We start from the raw sequence: 17,677 nt of genomic DNA, 5'->3' as shown, positions 1-17,677 counted from the left end.
GAATATTTGGATAATTCTAAACTGAATCTGGTACCGTTTTTTTACAAATGGAATATAGGAGGAATGATTTATGATCCACACCCGGCCACAGCTTGAAGGCATTTCGATATATTCGCCTGGCAAGCCGATCGAGGAACTTCAACGGGAAAAAGGACTGAGTAAGATCATTAAGATGGCTTCAAATGAAAATCCTTTTGGCTGTTCCCGCCTTGTTGAAGAGGCCATTCGTAAAGAAATGCAGGAAATAACAAGATATCCAGAAACGACATCACCAGCACTTGCCGTGAAGCTGGCGGCCAGGCTGGGCATATCGGATAATCAGCTGATCTTTGGCAATGGCTCTGATGAGGTCATTCGTCTGTTAACCCGATCGTACATAAATGAAGGAGACGAAGTTGTTATGGCAGGCATCACGTTTCCACGATATAAAACGAACGTCCTCATTGAGGGAGGGATCCCCGTTGAAGTGGGTATGAAACATGGTGCTCATGACCTCGAGGGCATGTTGAGCGCGATTACAACTAAAACTAAGATGGTGTTTGTGTGCAATCCTAATAACCCAACAGGAACGATTGTTCAGCGGCAGGCACTGTTGGATTTTATTGAACAGATTCCGTCCGGCGTATTACTCGTGATGGATGAAGCGTATTATGAATATGCAGAAAGTGAAGAGTATTTAGAAACTCTGCCTATGCTGGACGCCCATTCAAACATGGTTATTCTCCGCACATTTTCGAAAGTATATGGGCTGGCGGCTCTTCGGATTGGATATGGAATAATGCATCCTGAGATTGTCCACCAGCTCCGCAAAGTAAAAGACCCCTTTAATGTAAACCGTCTGGCCGAAGCGGCGGCTTCTGCTTCGTTGGACGATGAAGTATTTTTAATTGAGACGATTGCGAAAAATCTTGAAGGCCGTCGTTACCTCAGCCGGCATTTTAAAGATATGGACTTGTATTTTTTTGACACACAGACGAACTTTATTATGGTTGATGTTGGGTGCTCATCGAAAATCGTCTACGAAGAACTGTTAAACGCCGGGATTATTATCCGTCCGGGTCACCTGTTGGGATATCCGACGATGATTCGAGTAACGATTGGACAGCAGGATGAAAATGAAGCGTTTATACGAGTGCTCAGGAAAATTTTAAATTTGGAGGTTTTCCCAGTTAAAGAAGAGAGAGGGGAATGAAAATGGGGGCAGACAATCAATTTCCGGTAATTCAGTACGTGAATGAAGCAGGAAGCTTAAAGCAGGATGAAGTAAAGCTTCATAAAGAACAGCTTTATCAATTTTATTTCATGATGGTGCGTGCGCGAATGATGGATAAAAAGTGCCTGAACCTGCAGCGTCAGGGGAGAATTGGGACGTATGTTCAATATGAAGGGCAGGAGGCAGCTCAGGTCGGCAGTGCTTTAGCGGTGGAAGACGGAGATTGGATGTTTCCGACCTACCGTGATCATGCCGCAACTATGTCTTTTGGTCATTCTCTTAGAAACCTATTTCTCTATTGGAAGGGCCGCTTAGAGGGAAGTATCCCTCCTGAAGGAAGGAATATCTTTCCACCAGCTGTGCCGATTGCTTCACAGCTGCTCCACGCGGCTGGAGCTGCCTGGGCAGAGAAAAAGAAAAACAGCGACAGGGTGTCGATTGTTTATTTTGGAGATGGGGCGACGTCAGAGGGTGATTTTCACGAGGGGCTTAACTTTGCCAGTGTCTTTCATGCACCTGTCGTGTTTTTTAACCAAAACAACGGTTATGCGATAAGTGTTCCTATGGAAAAACAGATGAAGTCGAAAACCATCGCCCAAAAGGGTCTAGCTTATGATATACCGAGTCTTCGAATAGACGGCAATGATATTCTGGCCGTTTATCATGAAACGGTAAAGGCTGTGGCGCGGGCTCGAAGCGGAGGTGGACCAACTCTGATTGAAGCGGTAACCTGGAGGTACGGCGCTCACACAACTGCAGACGACCCATCAAAATATCGCGATCAGCAGGAAAGTGAAATACGCCGGAAAACGACAGATCCGCTGCTTCGTGTTGAACGTCTTCTTAAAAATCAAGGGTGGTGGAAGGAAGAGGAGAAGGAAAGAATGGAAGCAGAGATTACCAAAGAAATTAATCAAGCGCTGAAAGAAGCAGAAAAATTTAAACCTGCAGACATTGACGAGCTGTTTGACCATGTATTTGCGGAACCGGTATGGCCGATTGAGGAGCAGCGGAAGCAGCATAAGCGTTTGAGCAGGGAGGGCATCCAATGACGACAGTGGCGGCAGGTTTGAAAAAATTAACGATGGTGCAGGCGATTACCGATGCGATGCGGACGATGATGCGTGAGAATGAGACCGTCCTTGTATTGGGAGAAGATGTTGGAGTGAATGGGGGAGTATTTCGAGCGACAGACGGATTAATTCAGGAATTCGGGGAGGAACGGGTCGTAGATACACCTCTGGCGGAATCTGGTATTATCGGCACATCGGTCGGGCTGGCTGTGAATGGGTTTACACCAATTTGTGAGATGCAGTTTTTCGGGTTTATTTATCCTGCGTTTAACCAAATAATGACACACGCGACAAGAATGAGACAGCGTTCATTAGGCCGCTATACAGTCCCTATGGTCATTCGTGCGCCTTATGGAGCGGGAGTAAAAGCACCTGAAATTCACTCGGACAGTGTGGAAGCTCTTTTTACCCATGTGCCCGGATTAAAGGTCGTAGCTCCATCCAATCCATACGACGCGAAGGGGCTGCTGATCGCAAGCATAGAGGATCCTGATCCTGTGCTGTTTATTGAGCCGATGCGGTGTTACCGGTCGGGACGAACTGAAGTGCCCGAAGATAAATATTCAATTCCTCTCGGGAAAGCAGCGAAGGTAAAAGAGGGTACCGATGTAACCATATTTACGTGGGGAGCTATGGTGCAGGATACTGTGCAGGCTGTACAAAAATGGGAAGAGACACATGAGGAAGTATGTGAAATTATTGATTTACGCACGTTGTATCCTCTGGACAAGGAAGCAATTAAAGAATCCGTTGAGAAAACAGGCAGAGTAGTAGTGGTACATGAAGCTCCAGAAACTGGAGGAGTCAGCGGTGATATTATTTCAGTCATAAATGATGCAGCATTTTTTTATTTAAAAGCACCAGTGCAAAAAGTGACAGGATTTGATACACCCGTTCCTGTATATTCGTTAGAACAGGATTTCTTACCAAGTGCCCGAAAAATTACAGCTGCTTTGGAACAGGTGCTTAAATATTAATAGGAGGGGGATCGGAGGATGGAAGTCAAGCTGCACGATATTGGAGAGGGTATGCACGAAGCAGAAATCTTACACTATTACGTAAAACCAGGGCAACGCGTTAAAAATGATGAGCCCCTGGTGGAAATTCAGACAGACAAAATGACGGCTGAACTGACAGCACCTTCAGATGGAGTGGTGGAAGAACTTCGATTTAACATTGGAGACGTAGTAGAAGTAGGAACGACAATCCTGTCACTTAATACAGAGGGTTCTGAAACGATTCATGCAGAACAGGAAGTAAAACAACCCGCTCTTGCCGCAGCAGGAATGAGTACGAGTACGAAACCTTACAAAAAAGAGGATCCCTCCAGGCGAGTGCAGGCGTCCCCGCACACAAGAAGGCTGGCAAGAGAAAATGACGTAAATATTGAAGATGTAACAGGCACCGGCCCTTCAGGACGGATAACGGATGAAGATGTTTTTAGATTTTTGAAAGCGCATACATTAACGGAGGATATGGTGGCTGATCCCGGCAGGGAAGTGAAAGTAGAAGCAGAGCGCGAATTTATTCCATTTCGCGGCCGGAGAAAACAAATTGCGAAGAAAATGGTACAGTCTCTTTATACGGCTCCCCATGTCACACATTTCGATGAAGTCATAATGACGAACTTAATTGAGCTCAAGAATAACCTTAAGCAGCAGGGGGCTTCCCTATCAGTCGCCGCTTTTTTCATCAAAGCGATTCAGCTTTCATTACAGGACCATCGTATTTTTAATGCCAGACTTAATGAAGAGGAGGGGCGGATTGAACTTGAGCGTGAGTATAACATTGGCATTGCGACAGATACCGAAGAAGGGTTAATTGTACCCGTCATTAAAAATGTCGAGCATAAATCTGTCGAACGAATCCATCTGGACATGAAAGAGCTGACTAGAAAAGCGAAAGAGAATCAACTATCGGCCTCCGATCTGACAAAAGGAACGTTTACGATCAGCAACGTTGGTCCTCTCGGAAGTACAGGGGCTACTCCGATATTGAACTATCCGGAAACCGGATTAATGGCTTTTCATAAAACGAAACGTGCCCCGGTCGTGGTGAATGAAGCCATTGTCATCCGTGATGTTATGAATGTGTCGTTTACGTTTGATCACCGGGTAGCGGATGGTGCTAAAGCCGCAGATTTCGTCAATCAGTTCATGGATTATATACAACATCCGGAGAAAATGCTCGTTAAGCTAGTGTAGCTGGCTTTGATAAAAAGTGAGGAGGCCTATTGTGGAGAAAAGAATACCTTCGTTTGCTATGTCGCTTATCGTCTTCTTAACTGTAGTTGCTATTCTTGGAGTCAGCATTCTCGTTTTCGAAGCCGCTCCCCATATTCCAATCGTTCTCGCCGCTGTTATTGTTACGCTTTATGGATTTAAGCTCGGTTATACGTGGAAGGAGATGGAAAGAGCCGTAACTAAAGGGGTCTCCCACGGTGTACCGGCAATCTTAATTTTAAGCTTAATCGGAATTCTGGTAGGGGTCTGGGTGCTTAACGGAACGGTTCAGACAATTACTTTTTACGGGCTTCATGTGTTGTCACCCTCTATTTTTCTTGTTTCAACTGTTATTATTACAGCTGTTGTCGCTACCATGACGGGAAGTTCGTGGAGTGCCATAAGTACAATTGGAATTGCGCTTATGGGGGTTTCCTACGGAATGGAAATCTCACCAGCTGCGACAGCTGGAGCAATTGTATGTGGTGCGATCTTCGGAGATAAAATGTCGCCATTATCTGATACTACGAATTTAACGGCCGCAACTGCTAAGGTAGACATTTTCCAGCATATTAAGCACATGCTTTGGACGACTATACCGAGCCTGATCATTACTTTGATTATTTTCGGAGCCATTAGCTTTATGACGACTCAGGATACCGCTGGTACTGACAATGTAGATGCGATGATTTCTACGCTGAACAGCGAGTACAATTTGACACCAATTGCGCTTATCTCTCCTTTATTAATAATCATTCTTGCCTTTAAACGAGTGAGCTCCATTCCCGCTCTTGTCGTGGGGCTCATAGCTGCTGTTGCGACAACATTGTATACTGTACCCGGCGTTACGTTTGGCGAAATTATGAGTACGGCGCACTTTGGGTATACCGCTGAAACAGGCGATGAAGCAATCGACAGCCTGCTTTCTCTGGGCGGGCTGGATAGTATGCTTTTTGGAGTATCCTTAATATTAATTGCATTATCGTTTGGCGGTATTATCAAAGAAATAGGCATTGCACACGCGATTATTGACGGAATGCGGAGCTTCTTAAAGAGTCGGGGCAACGTCGTATTGTCGACCGTACTCTCATGCCTTGGTGTTAACGTCGCTGTAGGTGAACAGTATTTATCGATTATCCTGCCGGGGCAGATGCTTGAGGATAGTTATAAGAATACCAACTTGCACCCCAAAAACTTATCCAGGACATTAGAGGATGCAGGCACGATCATCCACCCGCTCATTCCATGGGGCGTAACGGGCGTGTTCATTATGTCGACACTAAATATAGGAATGGGATATATTCCATATTCCTTTATTTGCTTTATCACACCAGTGATCGCAATTATTTATGGATATACTGGATTTGCGCTGCCTCCGCTAAATCAAGGCGGGGCGGCATATGAAGAGACTATGTTAGAAAAAGACGCATGACCTGTCCATTAGCGTAGGATTTATTTTGAAGCATACCGGAAACCTGCAGTTCTTCTATTCCGGTGATCTCTACGCGTAGTACTTATTCACTCGTGAAGGCTGGCTGCTCGGCTTCATTCTTCACGCACTTAAAGAGGGAGTCTTCTGTCGAAATACGATAAACGGAGAGAATCGCTATGAAATCACACGTACAAGTAGCAAGGGATACAATCCCTACAAAAGAGGGAGAGCGCAGCTTTTACTACACCCTTCCACCTGCCAATGGAGAAGTTATGCCGCTTGTTTTCTGCTTTCATGGAGCAGGAAGCAGCGCGCGCAGCCATATGGGGCTTACTAAAATGCATGAGCTTTCAGAAACGGAGGGGGCCTGCTTCGTTTTCCCTGAAGCTGTCCAATTGGATCCAAACGATCCGATGAGTAAACAATTTAACGAAGGACGACATAAAAACGCAGCCTATCAACATGAGGTTGACGATGCCGGGTTTGTCATGAGCATGATTGATTACTTTCGATCACTGACCACGATCGACGAAGAGCGTATTTACGTGACGGGTTTTTCTAACGGATCAGCCTTTTCCATGAAGCTTGCGATTGAGTACCCGGAAGTGTTTGCAGGCGTCGGAGGAGTATCAGGGCCAGTCGTAAAAGAAATCGCAGAAGAGGTTTCATGGCCGGTATCAATGCCGCTTATTTTTTTTATGGGAGAGGACGATCCTGTGGTACCATACGATGGAAAAGAAACACCGGAATATTTAATTGATCAGCTGCTGTCAGCAGAACAGGCCGTGATGCTATTTGCCCGCTCGCTGCCTTTTCCAGTAGAAGAGGAGACTGCGAGAGAAGGAGGTGTCACGAGACGAAGCTTTTACTCTAAAGACCGGGCGGTGGAAGTTGTACTTTATTCAATAAAGGACACCGGTCATACGTGGCCGGGCGGACCTTTAAAGCAGAAAGGAAACGTGTGCCGTGAGCTGAATGCCACCCAGTTAATGTGGGAGTTTTTAAAAAAATATAGAAGAAAACCCGTCTCGTAGGATGGCATTTCCTATGCTCCTTTCATACATATAACGGAGGAGGGATGTATGAATGGGAGACCTCATTCCATTTCCGAAGCCGAACGTTCGTTTATCTAAAGAGGAATATCAGAGATTTGAAGAGTTAAAGGAATCAATGAAGCATGCACGAACGAGGGCTGAGGTGAATTATTTTTATCAACAAGCGAAGATATTAATAGAAAAAGCAGGTCAACGAGATGTGTAGAAAAGGAAAAGAAGAAACCCGTTGTAGTACACGGGTTTCTTAATGAATACTTTTTTCATATGATTTCTAAAGTTTATAGATATTTTATATATAAAAGAGGGGGTGTTATTTTATAACTATTGAATATTGAAAAATGAAGGAGGAATGACGATGAGTATAAACGTACGCGTACGAATTAACAGCAGGCACTGCGACGAACTGATTGAAGCCTCCTCAAAGAACGGTTTACTTCAAGTAGATGCACGTTCGATAAAGTCATGGGCTTCTCCCGTCCATGGCACAGTGTATGGAACACTTTTAAACGATCGCAAAGCGGTGGAGGCGATGGCGCAACAGATGAACGAAGTCCCTTATAAACATCCGCCAAAAGCCCCGGTATTGTACATAAAGCCAATCAATACGTTAGCCGGCCATCGATCTGACGTGCCCCTGCCTCAGGATGCAAAAGAGCTGCAGACAAGAGCAAGTGTCGGGCTGGTTATCGGAAAACAGGCTGCAAAGGTTAATCAAAATGAAGCTTATGACTATATTGAAGGATTCACGCTCGTCAATGATATAAGCATTCCTCACAACAGCGTATTTCGACCGGCAGTGAAAGAAAATGCACGCGACGGATTCTGCCCAATCGGCCCGTGGGTAGTTTCAAAAGAGGACGTAACAGACCCGGAAAACCTGAAAATCAACGTCTATGTTAATGGAGCTCATAAGCAGCAGTTTTTAACAGATAACCTGGTGAGACCAATACCACAATTGCTGCAGGATGTGACAGAGTTCATGACGCTTTTTAAAGGGGATGTGCTAATGGTTGGGTGCGGACACAATCCCCCGAGAGTAACAGCAGAGGATATAATTAGAATTGAATCAGCTGAGCTCGGAGTTTTGGAAAATAAGATCGGGAGGGTCCCCTCATGAAAACGGCACGCGCAGCCTATGAAGGTAATATTTTTGATGCTACGCTGGAGGGAGATCAGCTCAAGCTCTCAAATGGAAAAACGGTAAGCGGGCAGGAAGTGGTCTGGCTTCCTCCGGTACAGCCGGGAACGTGCTTTGCTTTAGGATTGAATTATATGGACCATGCCAGTGAGCTTGAGTTTCAAGCACCTGAGGAACCGCTCGTCTTTTTAAAAGGTCCGAATACATTTATCGGTCATTGCGGCCGTACTAAGCGACCGCAGGATGTCACCTATATGCATTATGAGTGTGAGCTAGCGGTGGTGATCGGAAAGCAGGCAAAAAATGTACCCCAGTCTGAAGCCTTCGATTATATAGCCGGCTATACGATAGCCAACGACTATGCGTTCCGGGACTATCTAGAAAACTATTACCGGCCGAATCTGCGTGTGAAAAACCGCGATCATAGTACTCCGCTGGGCCCATGGCTTGTTGATGCTGCTGACATAAAAGATCCGATGAATCTAACGCTGCGTACCTTTATAAACGGTAAAAAAGTTCAGGAAGGATCTACCAGGGATATGATATTTGGAGTCCCTCACTTAATTGAGTACTTAAGCGGTTTTATGACGCTGCACCCAGGCGATCTCATACTAACAGGAACGCCAAAAGGAACCGTAGATACCAAAGCGGGCGATGAAGTCATAACAGAAATTGAAGGAATCGGACAGTTGAAAAATACGATTGTATAGGGGAGTGGATTATGCCGCATATTATCGTCGAATATACTGACAATTTATCCGAGTATACGGACGTTCAAGAGCTGCTTAAGAAGATAAATGAAGCAGTTATCGCTCAGAAGGATGTTTTTCCTATTGGCGGAATCCGCACTCGTGCGTTCGAAGTGATTAATTACTGTGTGGCGGATGGAAAAGAGAATGACGCTTTCGTCCACGCCGTGATTAAGATCGGCAAAGGACGAAGTGAAGAGGAGAAGAGCAGCGTTTGTGAAGCCATTTTTCAGGTAATGAAGAAATTTTTTGATGACTATAAGAAGAATCATTATTTAGCTCTATCACTGGAGCTCATTGAATTTCAAAACTCAACTTATAAATCGAACAACATTCATCAGCGTTTTTCATGAGTATGCCGATTCCGGAATGCTCTTTTTTTATCTATATGAATGTCAAGCTGACTCTCTATGGGATAAAGAGTCATTTATGGGCGGATAATTGACTTTATGGGGATTTATTGAACTTTATGGGCGAAAATTTAAAAATATGGATATTTAATGAGCTTTATGGGCGAAAACACCTCTTTTGTGGGCATTTCACCCGCGCCCCATTCCCTCACTCACACGTAACAAAACTGATCCTCCAATGTTTTAATCAACCGCTGGGAAGCTTTAGTTAAATAGCGCTCCTTCTGCCAGATCACAGCAGACTCAGCTTTAATATTGGCTCCAGTCAGCTGGTAGCTTTTTGTATGATGGAGGGCAAATGCCTTTAGCGTAGATTCGGGTACAATTGTGGCACCGACCCCGCTTGCAACAAGGGAGAGAAGCATCGTCGCATCGGGACACTCACACGTTACATTCGGTTCGATGCCGTGATCACGGAATTCATCTACGATTAATTCAAACTGCCCCCGCCCGCTGATTCGGTGCAGCAGCATAAGCGGAACATCACGAAGATCCTCAAATTCCACGGCATCATCGTAACTGCTGATGTTCCACGATTCTGGGGCAACGAGGACATAAGGCTCAGAGGGAAGTTTGAGCACGTTAAATTCATCAGAGTGCATCGGCATACGCACGATAGCCAGTTCAATTTCCCGGTTTTTAATGCATTCTTCTAAAAAGTAAGTGTCTCCCTCGCGCAGCTGGTAGGTAATGTTAGGGTGCTGCGTTTTAAATAAATTCAACGCTGCACTTAAGTAGGAGAAACATGATTTCGTAGAGCCGATATGCATTTTGCCGCGCATGCCTTCGCTTATTTCCCGTACTTCAATCAGTGTCTCATCAAATTCAGTTAAAAGGCGTGCTGCTTTTTCAAAAAGGATCTCCCCGGCCTTGGTGAGCTCAAGCTTCCGGCCCTGCCGGTCAAAGAGCTTCAAATTCAGCTCCTCTTCCATTAATTTAATCTGCTGGCTGAGAGGGGGCTGGGCCATGTGTAGTTTTTTGGCTGCTTTCGTTACCTGTTTCTCCTCGGCTACCGTCCTAAAATAGCGCAGTTGTTTTAAGTCCACTATCATGCTCCTTTCATACTTTTTATGTATGTTATGTAAATTTTATAGATATTTCTCATATACTTTTCGGTGTGATAACTTGAATATACAAAGTTTATCGAATATTTGCAAACTTTTTTGAAAGGGTTTTATAAGAAGTTATTTACAAGTAAAGGAGGATCCAGTATGAGTGATTTTCATCCAGCAGCGGATGTGAAACGTAAAGCTCTGGAAAACGTTCGGGATGTGCAGCTTTATATTAACGGTGAGTTTGTAAATGCTGAATCACAGGAAATATTCGCTAACATCAATCCATTTACGAATGAAAAAATTAACAACGTTGCTTCAGGTGGTAAAGAGGATATACAAAAAGCGGCTGCAGCTGCCAGACGAGCGTTTAAAGGTGAATGGGGAAAGATGAAGCAAAGCGAGAGACTGGCGTTTGTTTATAAAATTGCCGACTTGATTGATGAGCATGTAGAAGAGCTGGCACCGCTGGAAGCTTATGACACGGGGCTGCCGTTAAGAATAACGAAGAAGATGGTCAGCCGGGCTTCGCAGAACTTCCGGTTTTACGCCGAAATGGTCTCAAGCCGCATGGTTGGTGATGCCTATAAAGTGGATAATGAGTTTTTGAATTACACCATTCATAAACCGGTAGGCGTAGCAGGGTTAATTACTCCGTGGAACGCACCGTTCATGTTAGAAACATGGAAGATTGCTCCCGCATTGGCAACTGGCAACACGGTGATTCTAAAGCCGGCCGAATGGTCACCGCTTACGGCAAATAAACTTGCTGAAATCATTGATCTGGCCGGACTTCCGGATGGCGTATTCAATGTTGTTCAGGGATTTGGTGAAACAGCGGGAGCCTCCCTGGTTGCTCATGAAGATGTTCAGCTGATTTCTTTTACTGGTGAAACGACAACAGGCTCTGAAATTATGAAAAATGGAGCGGATGCCCTCAAGCGCTTCTCAATGGAGCTAGGCGGGAAATCCCCGATTATTGTTTTTGATGACGCCGACCTGGACCGTGCCCTGGATGCTTGTACGTGGGGAATTTTTTCCTTTAACGGGGAGCGCTGCACCGCGAACTCGAGGCTTTACCTTCATGAAGACATAGCGGAAGCCTTCATCGAGAAGTTAAAAGAGCGTGTCGATCATATCAAGGTAGGGGATCCGCTCGATGAATCTACTCAAGTAGGGCCGTTAATTCATATGAAGCATTGTGAAAATGTAAAAAACTATCTTAAGATTGCCGAAGAAGAAGGGTGCGATGTATACCAGGGAATCGTGCCTGATGAATACAGCAACACGAACTTCGTCCCGCCAACGTTACTCCTTAATGCCGATAATACCATGCGTGCTGTTCAGGAAGAAATTTTTGGCCCGGTGCTGGCCGTGATGACATTCCGTGAAGAAGAAGAAGTGATTGAACTAGCAAACGATGTCCGTTACGGGCTGGCTGGTTACGTCTGGACGAAGGATATACAGCGTGGACACCGCGTATCTCAGGCGGTGGATGCAGGCATGCTCTGGATTAATTCGCAGAACGTGCGTGATTTAAGAACTCCATTCGGCGGGGCTAAGTACAGTGGCATCGGTCGTGAAGGCGGGTACTATGCGTTTGAATTTTACACGGAAACGCAAGTGGTCCATGTGGCCCTTGGGGACCATCACATTCCGCAGTTTGGTAAAAAATAAAGGGAGGAATTGACGATGCCTGCAAAAACAGGAGCGCAGTACATGGATCGATTAAAGAAAGCGAAAAATAATGTATATATCGGCGGGGAGCGGGTGGAGGACCCAACAACCCACCCTGCTTTTAAAAATGTGATTCAATCCATGGCGAAGCTGTACGATCTCCAATATGAAAAGCCGGACAAAATGCTCTACACGTCCAAAACCTCCGGCGACAAGGTAGGGATGACCTTTTACCGGCCGGAAACGATCGAGGATTTAATAAAAAGAAGAGAAGCGATTCAGGAATGGGCCCGCTTATCCGGGGGAATGATGGGGCGTTCTCCTGATTATTTAAATGCTGAAGTGATGGCTATGGGAGTGGCCAATGATCTATTTGCCGAAGATGATCCAATGTTTGCCGAGAACGCGAAAAACTATTATGACTATGCCAGGGAAAATGACGTCAGCTTAACGCATACTTTGATTCATCCTCAAGTGAATCGACAAAAAGCCCAGCATGAACAGAAAGACGCAAATGTTGCTCTCCATCTCGTGGAAAAACGGAGTGACGGTATCGTCGTTGACGGGGCCCGCTTACTGGCTACTCAGGGAGGCATCACCGATGAACTGTTGGTTTTTCCTTCCACAGTGAAGAAAGCAGGAGAGCTGGATGATCCATACTCCCTTGCTTTTGTTGTACCTAATAATACGCCGGGGCTTAAGTTCTTCAGCCGTGAATCCTTTGATTACGGCAAACTTGAATGGGATCACCCGCTGAGCAGCCGGTTTGAGGAAGGCGATGCCATCGTTTATTTCAATAAAGTCTTTGTCCCGTGGGAGAAAGTATTTGTATGCGGAAACTCTTCGATCTGCAACCGTACGTTCCTTGAGACAAATGCTGTCGTTCACATGTCCCACCAGGTCGTTGCCAAAAATATTGTAAAAACAGAATTTGTACTTGGCGTTATTTTAAGTGTCATGGATGCAATCGGTATTGATAAGTTCCAGCACGTGATGGATAAAGGAACAGAAGTGATGCTCATTTTAGAAAATATGAAGTCCCACCTATATAAAGCTGAGCATAACGCAAAGCAGGATAAATGGGGAACAATGACGCCAGACTTTGAGGCATTGAATGCTGCGCGAAACTGGTATCCAAGAGTATATCCGCGCATCACTGAAATCCTACGTATTCTCGGAGCGTCCGGATTAATGGGAATTCCATCTGAAGCGGACTTTCATCACGAGGAAACGGGACCGCTGCTCGACCGTGCCCTTCAGTCAAAAAATCTGCAGGGATACGACCGCGTGAAGCTCTTTCGTCTGGCCTGGGACGTCACGATGAGCGCGTTTGGAAGCCGACAGACTCACTATGAATATTACTTCTTTGGGGACCCGGTGAAGATGGGAATGACGTACTTTGAACAATTTGATAAAGAACCGTATAAAGCGTACGTAAAGGACTTCTTAAATAATGTGAAATCATCTAAACCGACTAATGTATGAGGGGTTGAGAATGTGAGCTTTGATATTATTCGTTCAGGACGCGCGGTGTTACATGTTACAGATTTGGAAAAGTCTCGAAAATTCTATGATTCTCTTGGGTTTATTGAAACAGAATCGGATCAGGAACAGATTTTTCTTAGAGGCTTAGAGGAGCATAATCATCATAGTTTACTGTTGAAGAAAAAAGCAGAGCCTGCGCTTGAGGTCATCAGCTATAAAGTAAGGACAGAAGATGACTTAGATCGATTAGCTGCCAAGCTTGAACAGGATGGCTGTGAAGTAAAGTGGATCGATAAGCAGCCTTCACTTGGCCGTGCCCTTCGTTTTCAGGATATTTCCGGTATGCCATTAGAATTTTATGCCACTATGGAGACGGTGGATCGTAAGCTGCAGCAGTATGAATTATACAAAGGGGCAAAGGTACAGCGCATCGATCACTTTAACTGCATGGTGCCTGATGTGGAAGCAGCTCATGAATATTATATGAAGGAACTCGGCTTTGCCTGCTCAGAGTATACGTCCGGGGAAGAAGAAAAAATTTGGGCTTCATGGCTGCACCGTAAACCCAGTGTACACGATGTGGCCTTTATGAACGGGGAAGGCCCCCGTCTTCATCACGTTGGATTCTGGCTGAAGGATCCGATGAGCTTAATTGATGGCTGCGATGTCCTCGCATCCCTGGGCTATGGCCCGAACATCGAACGAGGGCCGGGACGTCACGGATTGTCGAATGCCTTCTTTTTATATTTACGCGACCCCGATGGGCACCGGATTGAATTGTACAACGGCGATTATTTAACGAGTGATCCGGATTTTAAACCGATTCGCTGGGATTTGGACGATCCGATGCGCCAGACGTTCTGGGGACATGAGGCACCGGACTGCTGGTTCGAGGAAGCGACTGAAGTATTACAGGTTCATAATGGAAAGAAAGTGAAGTTGAAAGAGGCTAAGCTGAAGAAACACAAGCCGACTTTTGTGATCTGAAGGTTAGTTATACGAAGTAGTGTGCAGCCCGTAGTATCTAAAGTGCCTATATGAGAAGTTACTTGTTTAAGAAAATAAAAAATGAGGTGATCGATAATGGATGATCGTATGTTCAGAACAGCTATGGGAAAGTTTGCTACAGGGGTCACCGTCATTGTGTCAGAAGCGAATGGTGATGTGCACGGCATGACAGCCAACGCTTTTATGTCTGTCTCGCTCGAACCTAAGCTGATCCTTATCTCGGTTGGAAAAAACGCGAAAATGAATCAGACCATTGAAGAGGCACAAAAATTTACCGTAAATATTCTGTCAGATCAACAGCAGGAAATGTCGATGATCTTTGCAGGACAGTTAAAAGACCGCGACGTCGCATTTGATACGTTTGAAGACTTGCCGGTGATCGGGAATTCGCTCGTCAGTCTAGCGTGTCATGTCTATGATTCCCACGAAGCTGGAGATCACATTTTATATATAGGTGAAGTTTTTAACTTAAGCGTCCAGGATGGTGAGCCGCTCACCTTCTTTGAAGGAAAATATAACAGTCAAGTAACTTCATAACAAGTGACCGTATCCTACCAGGGCTTCCGTGCATAAGGCATGTGCGTCTATCAGCCGGAGGTCAGACGGTGAGCGAGTGACTATTCAATTGTTTCATGAATCATTATTCGGCCAAAATGAACCATTGGTTGGCAGCTGGAATCATTTTAGTGCCGATTTTGAAATGCACGATTGTCATGCGCAGGCCAATATGCTTGCCCTGTGTTTATAAAAGTAAAGGAGGAGCTAAAGCATGGCAGTAGATTACAGTGACATTAAATCAAGGTTAAGAGGGTCGATCACTCCAGTTATAACGCCATTTAAAGCAGACGGAGCAATTGATTTTGAGAAAATGAACAGCTTAATTGAATTTCAATTAGCAAACGGGACTCATGGGATTTCAGTTACGGGAACTTCAGGTGAACCGAGCTCGTTAACCCTGGAGGAGCGAGGGCAGGTGATGGTGAATTCATTAAAAGTAATCAACGGACGTGTACCTTTTGTGCCGGGTACGGGATCGACAAATCATGAGGAAACCATGCAATTAACAAAAAAAGCTGAACAGATCGGAGCAGATGCTGCGATGGTGATTGTACCTTATTACAATAAGCCGAATCAGCATGCTTTGTATAAGCACTTCAAAACGGTAGCTGACTCTGTAGAAATTCCCATTATTATTTATAATATTCCTGGGAGAACGGCGCAGAATTTACACGTTGATACGCTGGCTCAGCTTACGAAGGACTGCCCGAATATTATTGGAGTAAAAGAATCGAATAAGGATTTTGAGCATGTTAACCGCGTGCTGCAGCGATGCGGACGTGATTTTCTTCTATTCTCCGGCATTGAGCTGTTATGCTTTCCGATGCTTGCCATCGGTGGTGCCGGTTCGGTCAGTGCTACAGCAAACGTTCTCCCCGGGAAAGTGGCAGAAATGCACGATGCCTGGTTCGACGGAGACGTGGAACGTGCCCGGAAGCTTCATTATGAACTAATGGAACTCAATGATGTGCTTTTTAAAGATACGAACCCTGCACCTGTCAAAGCTGCCCTTGCTATGATGGGCAAAATTGAGCCCCATCTTCGTCTGCCGATGGATGTGCCGACAAAGGAACTGCAGGAAGAAATACGTGCGACGCTTAACAAATACAATATCACATTGGAGTACGCGTAACAGAAAGAAGTACAGAACACCTGACCGTGTTTTGTGCTTCTTTTTTGTTATACTATGAGTAACTTTCAAGAGAGGGTGAAGGGTATGGATTTACATTTAAAAGGCAAGTCAGTGGTTGTAACAGCTGCGAGTAAAGGTTTAGGTAAAGCATCTGCTGTGGAATTCGCCAAAGAAGGAGCCCGCGTTTTAATATCAAGCCGGAGTGAAGAGGATTTGCGTCGGGCTAAGGAAGAGATAATTAGGGAAACAGGAAATGAAAATGTCGATATTATCGTGTGCGATATGAAAAAGCCTGCTCACATTACACGTCTCGTGAAAAAGGCAGTGGAGTGGAATGGGAAGGTAGATGTACTTATTAACAACGCCGGCGGTCCTCCTGCAGGAACCTTTGAAGATTTCACCGATGAGGACTGGCAGAAGGCATTTGAGCTTAATCTGTTAAGCTTCACGCGGACTGTCAGAGAAGTGCTTCCTCACATGAAGGAGCAGCAAAGCGGTCACATTATCAATATTGCTTCATCTTCAATTAAACAGACACTCGATCAATTAATTCTATCCAACACCTTTCGTGCAGGTATCGTCGGACTTTCAAAAAGCTTATCCCAGGAATTGGCTCCTCACAATATTTTAATTAACACCGTAGGTCCTGGAAGAATTGCTACAGATCGCGTGGAAAGTCTTGACCGGAAGAAAGCTGAAGAGCTAGGGGTTTCCAAGGAGGAAGTGCAGGAGAAAGCAGCAGACAATATTCCTATTAAGCGGTACGGGAAACCGGAGGAGTTTGCCCGCGCGGTTGTTTTTCTAGCCTCAGGTGGAAATACATATGTAACAGGGCAGGCGATTGTTGTGGACGGCGGGCTTGTCAAAGCACTTTAAAAACAGGCTGTTGAAAAGCATGATTGGAGATAGACAAGACACCTCCCTTGTATCTGAAAAAAGGAACAGGAAAAAGCGGGGCTTTCCGCGTAAGGGAAGGGTCCTTCGTTCCAGTCGGCATTAAAAAGGTCTCTCAATTTTTGAGAGACCTTTTTAATGATTTCTTTTTTCTGCACTAATCAGTGTAATAATTTTTTTCAAATAATAGAAACTGAGATAAGCAAATCCTATGATTAACAAGATACTTAATGCTACCCAGAAGTATCCTAAAAAATCGGGCAAAAACAATGTGAACAATGTAAAAATGACAGCACCAATCATGAAAAAAGTGATTAAACGTATAGCCATCTTTAAACCTCCTGTCGCGATAAGTATATAATAGGAAAGAATACGTTTACAACCCCGAATTCTCACAATGATGTTAGATTATATAACATTAAAATTTTATAAATATGAGTTTATGTGTTGTCTTTTTAGAATTAGGTGTAGTATATTATTGACTAATATAGTGCAACTCTAAATTTAAAAACGTTAGAGGGGCACTCAATTAAATCGACCCATATATGATATGTAGTTGACTCTTAGCGTCAGTGATGG

At 44.8% G+C, this 17,677-nt stretch carries 19 protein-coding genes; 17 read left to right on the top strand and 2 right to left on the bottom strand.

All coding sequences use genetic code 11. The features are described 5' to 3' along the window. The first annotated feature begins 70 nt into the window (after positions 1-70). From hisC to LF822_RS06105, 10 genes are all read left to right on the top strand, one after another. A complete protein-coding gene (hisC, locus tag LF822_RS06150; RefSeq protein WP_253923048.1) occupies positions 71-1,192 on the top strand; it encodes a histidinol-phosphate transaminase in 1,122 nt (373 codons plus the stop codon). Between the two features lie 2 nt (positions 1,193-1,194). Further along, on the top strand, positions 1,195-2,265 hold the full coding sequence (gene pdhA / locus LF822_RS06145) for a pyruvate dehydrogenase (acetyl-transferring) E1 component subunit alpha (RefSeq protein ID WP_371925856.1): 1,071 nt from the start codon (positions 1,195-1,197) through the stop codon (positions 2,263-2,265). After that, positions 2,262-3,263, top strand: coding sequence for an alpha-ketoacid dehydrogenase subunit beta (locus LF822_RS06140; protein WP_253923046.1), 1,002 nt, complete (start codon positions 2,262-2,264; stop codon positions 3,261-3,263). The genes pdhA and LF822_RS06140 overlap by 4 nt, the downstream gene beginning before the upstream one ends. An 18-nt stretch (positions 3,264-3,281) precedes the next feature. Continuing rightward, positions 3,282-4,490: a dihydrolipoamide acetyltransferase family protein gene (locus tag LF822_RS06135; RefSeq protein WP_253923045.1), complete on the top strand. Its 1,209-nt coding sequence runs from the start codon at positions 3,282-3,284 to the stop codon at positions 4,488-4,490. Between the two features lie 31 nt (positions 4,491-4,521). Continuing rightward, positions 4,522-5,940, top strand: coding sequence for a Na+/H+ antiporter NhaC (gene nhaC, locus LF822_RS06130; RefSeq protein ID WP_253923044.1), 1,419 nt, complete (start codon positions 4,522-4,524; stop codon positions 5,938-5,940). 176 nt (positions 5,941-6,116) lie between these two features. Next, positions 6,117-6,974: a CE1 family esterase gene (locus LF822_RS06125; protein ID WP_253923043.1), complete on the top strand. Its 858-nt coding sequence runs from the start codon at positions 6,117-6,119 to the stop codon at positions 6,972-6,974. Between the two features lie 52 nt (positions 6,975-7,026). Then, positions 7,027-7,200: a hypothetical protein gene (locus LF822_RS06120; RefSeq protein WP_253923042.1), complete on the top strand. Its 174-nt coding sequence runs from the start codon at positions 7,027-7,029 to the stop codon at positions 7,198-7,200. Between the two features lie 150 nt (positions 7,201-7,350). Then, positions 7,351-8,112 (top strand): fumarylacetoacetate hydrolase family protein, encoded by a 762-nt coding sequence (locus tag LF822_RS06115; RefSeq protein ID WP_253923041.1) that lies wholly within the window; start codon positions 7,351-7,353, stop codon positions 8,110-8,112. Then, on the top strand, positions 8,109-8,843 hold the full coding sequence (locus LF822_RS06110; protein ID WP_253923040.1) for a fumarylacetoacetate hydrolase family protein: 735 nt from the start codon (positions 8,109-8,111) through the stop codon (positions 8,841-8,843). Before LF822_RS06115 ends, LF822_RS06110 begins: the two co-directional genes overlap by 4 nt. 11 nt (positions 8,844-8,854) lie before the next feature. Beyond that, positions 8,855-9,235, top strand: coding sequence for a 5-carboxymethyl-2-hydroxymuconate Delta-isomerase (locus LF822_RS06105; RefSeq protein WP_253923039.1), 381 nt, complete (start codon positions 8,855-8,857; stop codon positions 9,233-9,235). A gap of 209 nt (positions 9,236-9,444) precedes the next feature. Here LF822_RS06105 and LF822_RS06100 read toward each other — a convergent pair whose 3' ends face one another. Beyond that, entirely contained in the window at positions 9,445-10,344 is a 900-nt protein-coding gene (locus LF822_RS06100; protein ID WP_256521567.1) for a LysR family transcriptional regulator, read from the bottom strand. 159 nt (positions 10,345-10,503) lie between these two features. Between LF822_RS06100 and hpaE the strand changes: the two genes are divergently transcribed. From hpaE to LF822_RS06065, 7 genes are all read left to right on the top strand, one after another. After that, a complete protein-coding gene (hpaE, locus tag LF822_RS06095; RefSeq protein ID WP_253923037.1) occupies positions 10,504-12,021 on the top strand; it encodes a 5-carboxymethyl-2-hydroxymuconate semialdehyde dehydrogenase in 1,518 nt (505 codons plus the stop codon). Positions 12,022-12,036: 15 nt separating this feature from the next. Then, positions 12,037-13,506, top strand: coding sequence for a 4-hydroxyphenylacetate 3-monooxygenase, oxygenase component (gene hpaB, locus LF822_RS06090; RefSeq protein ID WP_253923036.1), 1,470 nt, complete (start codon positions 12,037-12,039; stop codon positions 13,504-13,506). Between the two features lie 12 nt (positions 13,507-13,518). Next, positions 13,519-14,493 (top strand): 3,4-dihydroxyphenylacetate 2,3-dioxygenase, encoded by a 975-nt coding sequence (gene hpaD / locus LF822_RS06085; RefSeq protein ID WP_253923035.1) that lies wholly within the window; start codon positions 13,519-13,521, stop codon positions 14,491-14,493. 96 nt (positions 14,494-14,589) lie between these two features. Further along, positions 14,590-15,051 carry a flavin reductase family protein gene (locus LF822_RS06080; protein WP_253923034.1) on the top strand — a complete coding sequence of 154 codons (462 nt, stop codon included), beginning with the start codon at positions 14,590-14,592 and terminating at the stop codon, positions 15,049-15,051. A gap of 28 nt (positions 15,052-15,079) precedes the next feature. After that, the gene (locus LF822_RS06075) at positions 15,080-15,262 is read left to right on the top strand and encodes a hypothetical protein (protein ID WP_253923033.1); all 183 of its coding nucleotides are present in this window, start codon (positions 15,080-15,082) and stop codon (positions 15,260-15,262) included. Between the two features lie 21 nt (positions 15,263-15,283). Then, on the top strand, positions 15,284-16,204 hold the full coding sequence (gene hpaI / locus LF822_RS06070; RefSeq protein ID WP_253923032.1) for a 2,4-dihydroxyhept-2-ene-1,7-dioic acid aldolase: 921 nt from the start codon (positions 15,284-15,286) through the stop codon (positions 16,202-16,204). A gap of 84 nt (positions 16,205-16,288) precedes the next feature. Further along, positions 16,289-17,080 (top strand): SDR family oxidoreductase, encoded by a 792-nt coding sequence (locus tag LF822_RS06065; protein WP_253923031.1) that lies wholly within the window; start codon positions 16,289-16,291, stop codon positions 17,078-17,080. Between the two features lie 153 nt (positions 17,081-17,233). Here LF822_RS06065 and LF822_RS06060 read toward each other — a convergent pair whose 3' ends face one another. Beyond that, the gene (locus LF822_RS06060; RefSeq protein ID WP_253923030.1) at positions 17,234-17,428 is read right to left on the bottom strand and encodes a hypothetical protein; all 195 of its coding nucleotides are present in this window, start codon (positions 17,426-17,428) and stop codon (positions 17,234-17,236) included. Positions 17,429-17,677: the final 249 nt, after the last annotated feature.

The organism is Halobacillus sp. A5, from assembly GCF_024189315.1.
Classification (GTDB): Bacteria; Bacillota; Bacilli; order Bacillales; family Halobacillaceae; genus Halobacillus_A.
The sequence above is the reverse complement of the archived record's forward strand: the minus strand, read 5'-3'. Positions and strand labels throughout refer to the sequence as shown.

Coding starts and splice junctions, on each gene's coding strand:
- hisC (WP_253923048.1), top strand. CDS start 71: ATGATCCACACCCGGCCACAGCTTGAAGGCATTTCGATATATTCGCCT.
- LF822_RS06135 (WP_253923045.1), top strand. CDS start 3,282: ATGGAAGTCAAGCTGCACGATATTGGAGAGGGTATGCACGAAGCAGAA.
- pdhA (WP_371925856.1), top strand. CDS start 1,195: ATGGGGGCAGACAATCAATTTCCGGTAATTCAGTACGTGAATGAAGCA.
- hpaB (WP_253923036.1), top strand. CDS start 12,037: ATGCCTGCAAAAACAGGAGCGCAGTACATGGATCGATTAAAGAAAGCG.
- hpaI (WP_253923032.1), top strand. CDS start 15,284: ATGGCAGTAGATTACAGTGACATTAAATCAAGGTTAAGAGGGTCGATC.
- LF822_RS06120 (WP_253923042.1), top strand. CDS start 7,027: ATGGGAGACCTCATTCCATTTCCGAAGCCGAACGTTCGTTTATCTAAA.
- LF822_RS06100 (WP_256521567.1), bottom strand. CDS start 10,344: ATGATAGTGGACTTAAAACAACTGCGCTATTTTAGGACGGTAGCCGAG.
- LF822_RS06140 (WP_253923046.1), top strand. CDS start 2,262: ATGACGACAGTGGCGGCAGGTTTGAAAAAATTAACGATGGTGCAGGCG.
- LF822_RS06115 (WP_253923041.1), top strand. CDS start 7,351: ATGAGTATAAACGTACGCGTACGAATTAACAGCAGGCACTGCGACGAA.
- LF822_RS06105 (WP_253923039.1), top strand. CDS start 8,855: ATGCCGCATATTATCGTCGAATATACTGACAATTTATCCGAGTATACG.
- LF822_RS06110 (WP_253923040.1), top strand. CDS start 8,109: ATGAAAACGGCACGCGCAGCCTATGAAGGTAATATTTTTGATGCTACG.
- LF822_RS06080 (WP_253923034.1), top strand. CDS start 14,590: ATGGATGATCGTATGTTCAGAACAGCTATGGGAAAGTTTGCTACAGGG.
- LF822_RS06125 (WP_253923043.1), top strand. CDS start 6,117: ATGAAATCACACGTACAAGTAGCAAGGGATACAATCCCTACAAAAGAG.
- LF822_RS06065 (WP_253923031.1), top strand. CDS start 16,289: ATGGATTTACATTTAAAAGGCAAGTCAGTGGTTGTAACAGCTGCGAGT.
- LF822_RS06060 (WP_253923030.1), bottom strand. CDS start 17,428: ATGGCTATACGTTTAATCACTTTTTTCATGATTGGTGCTGTCATTTTT.
- hpaE (WP_253923037.1), top strand. CDS start 10,504: ATGAGTGATTTTCATCCAGCAGCGGATGTGAAACGTAAAGCTCTGGAA.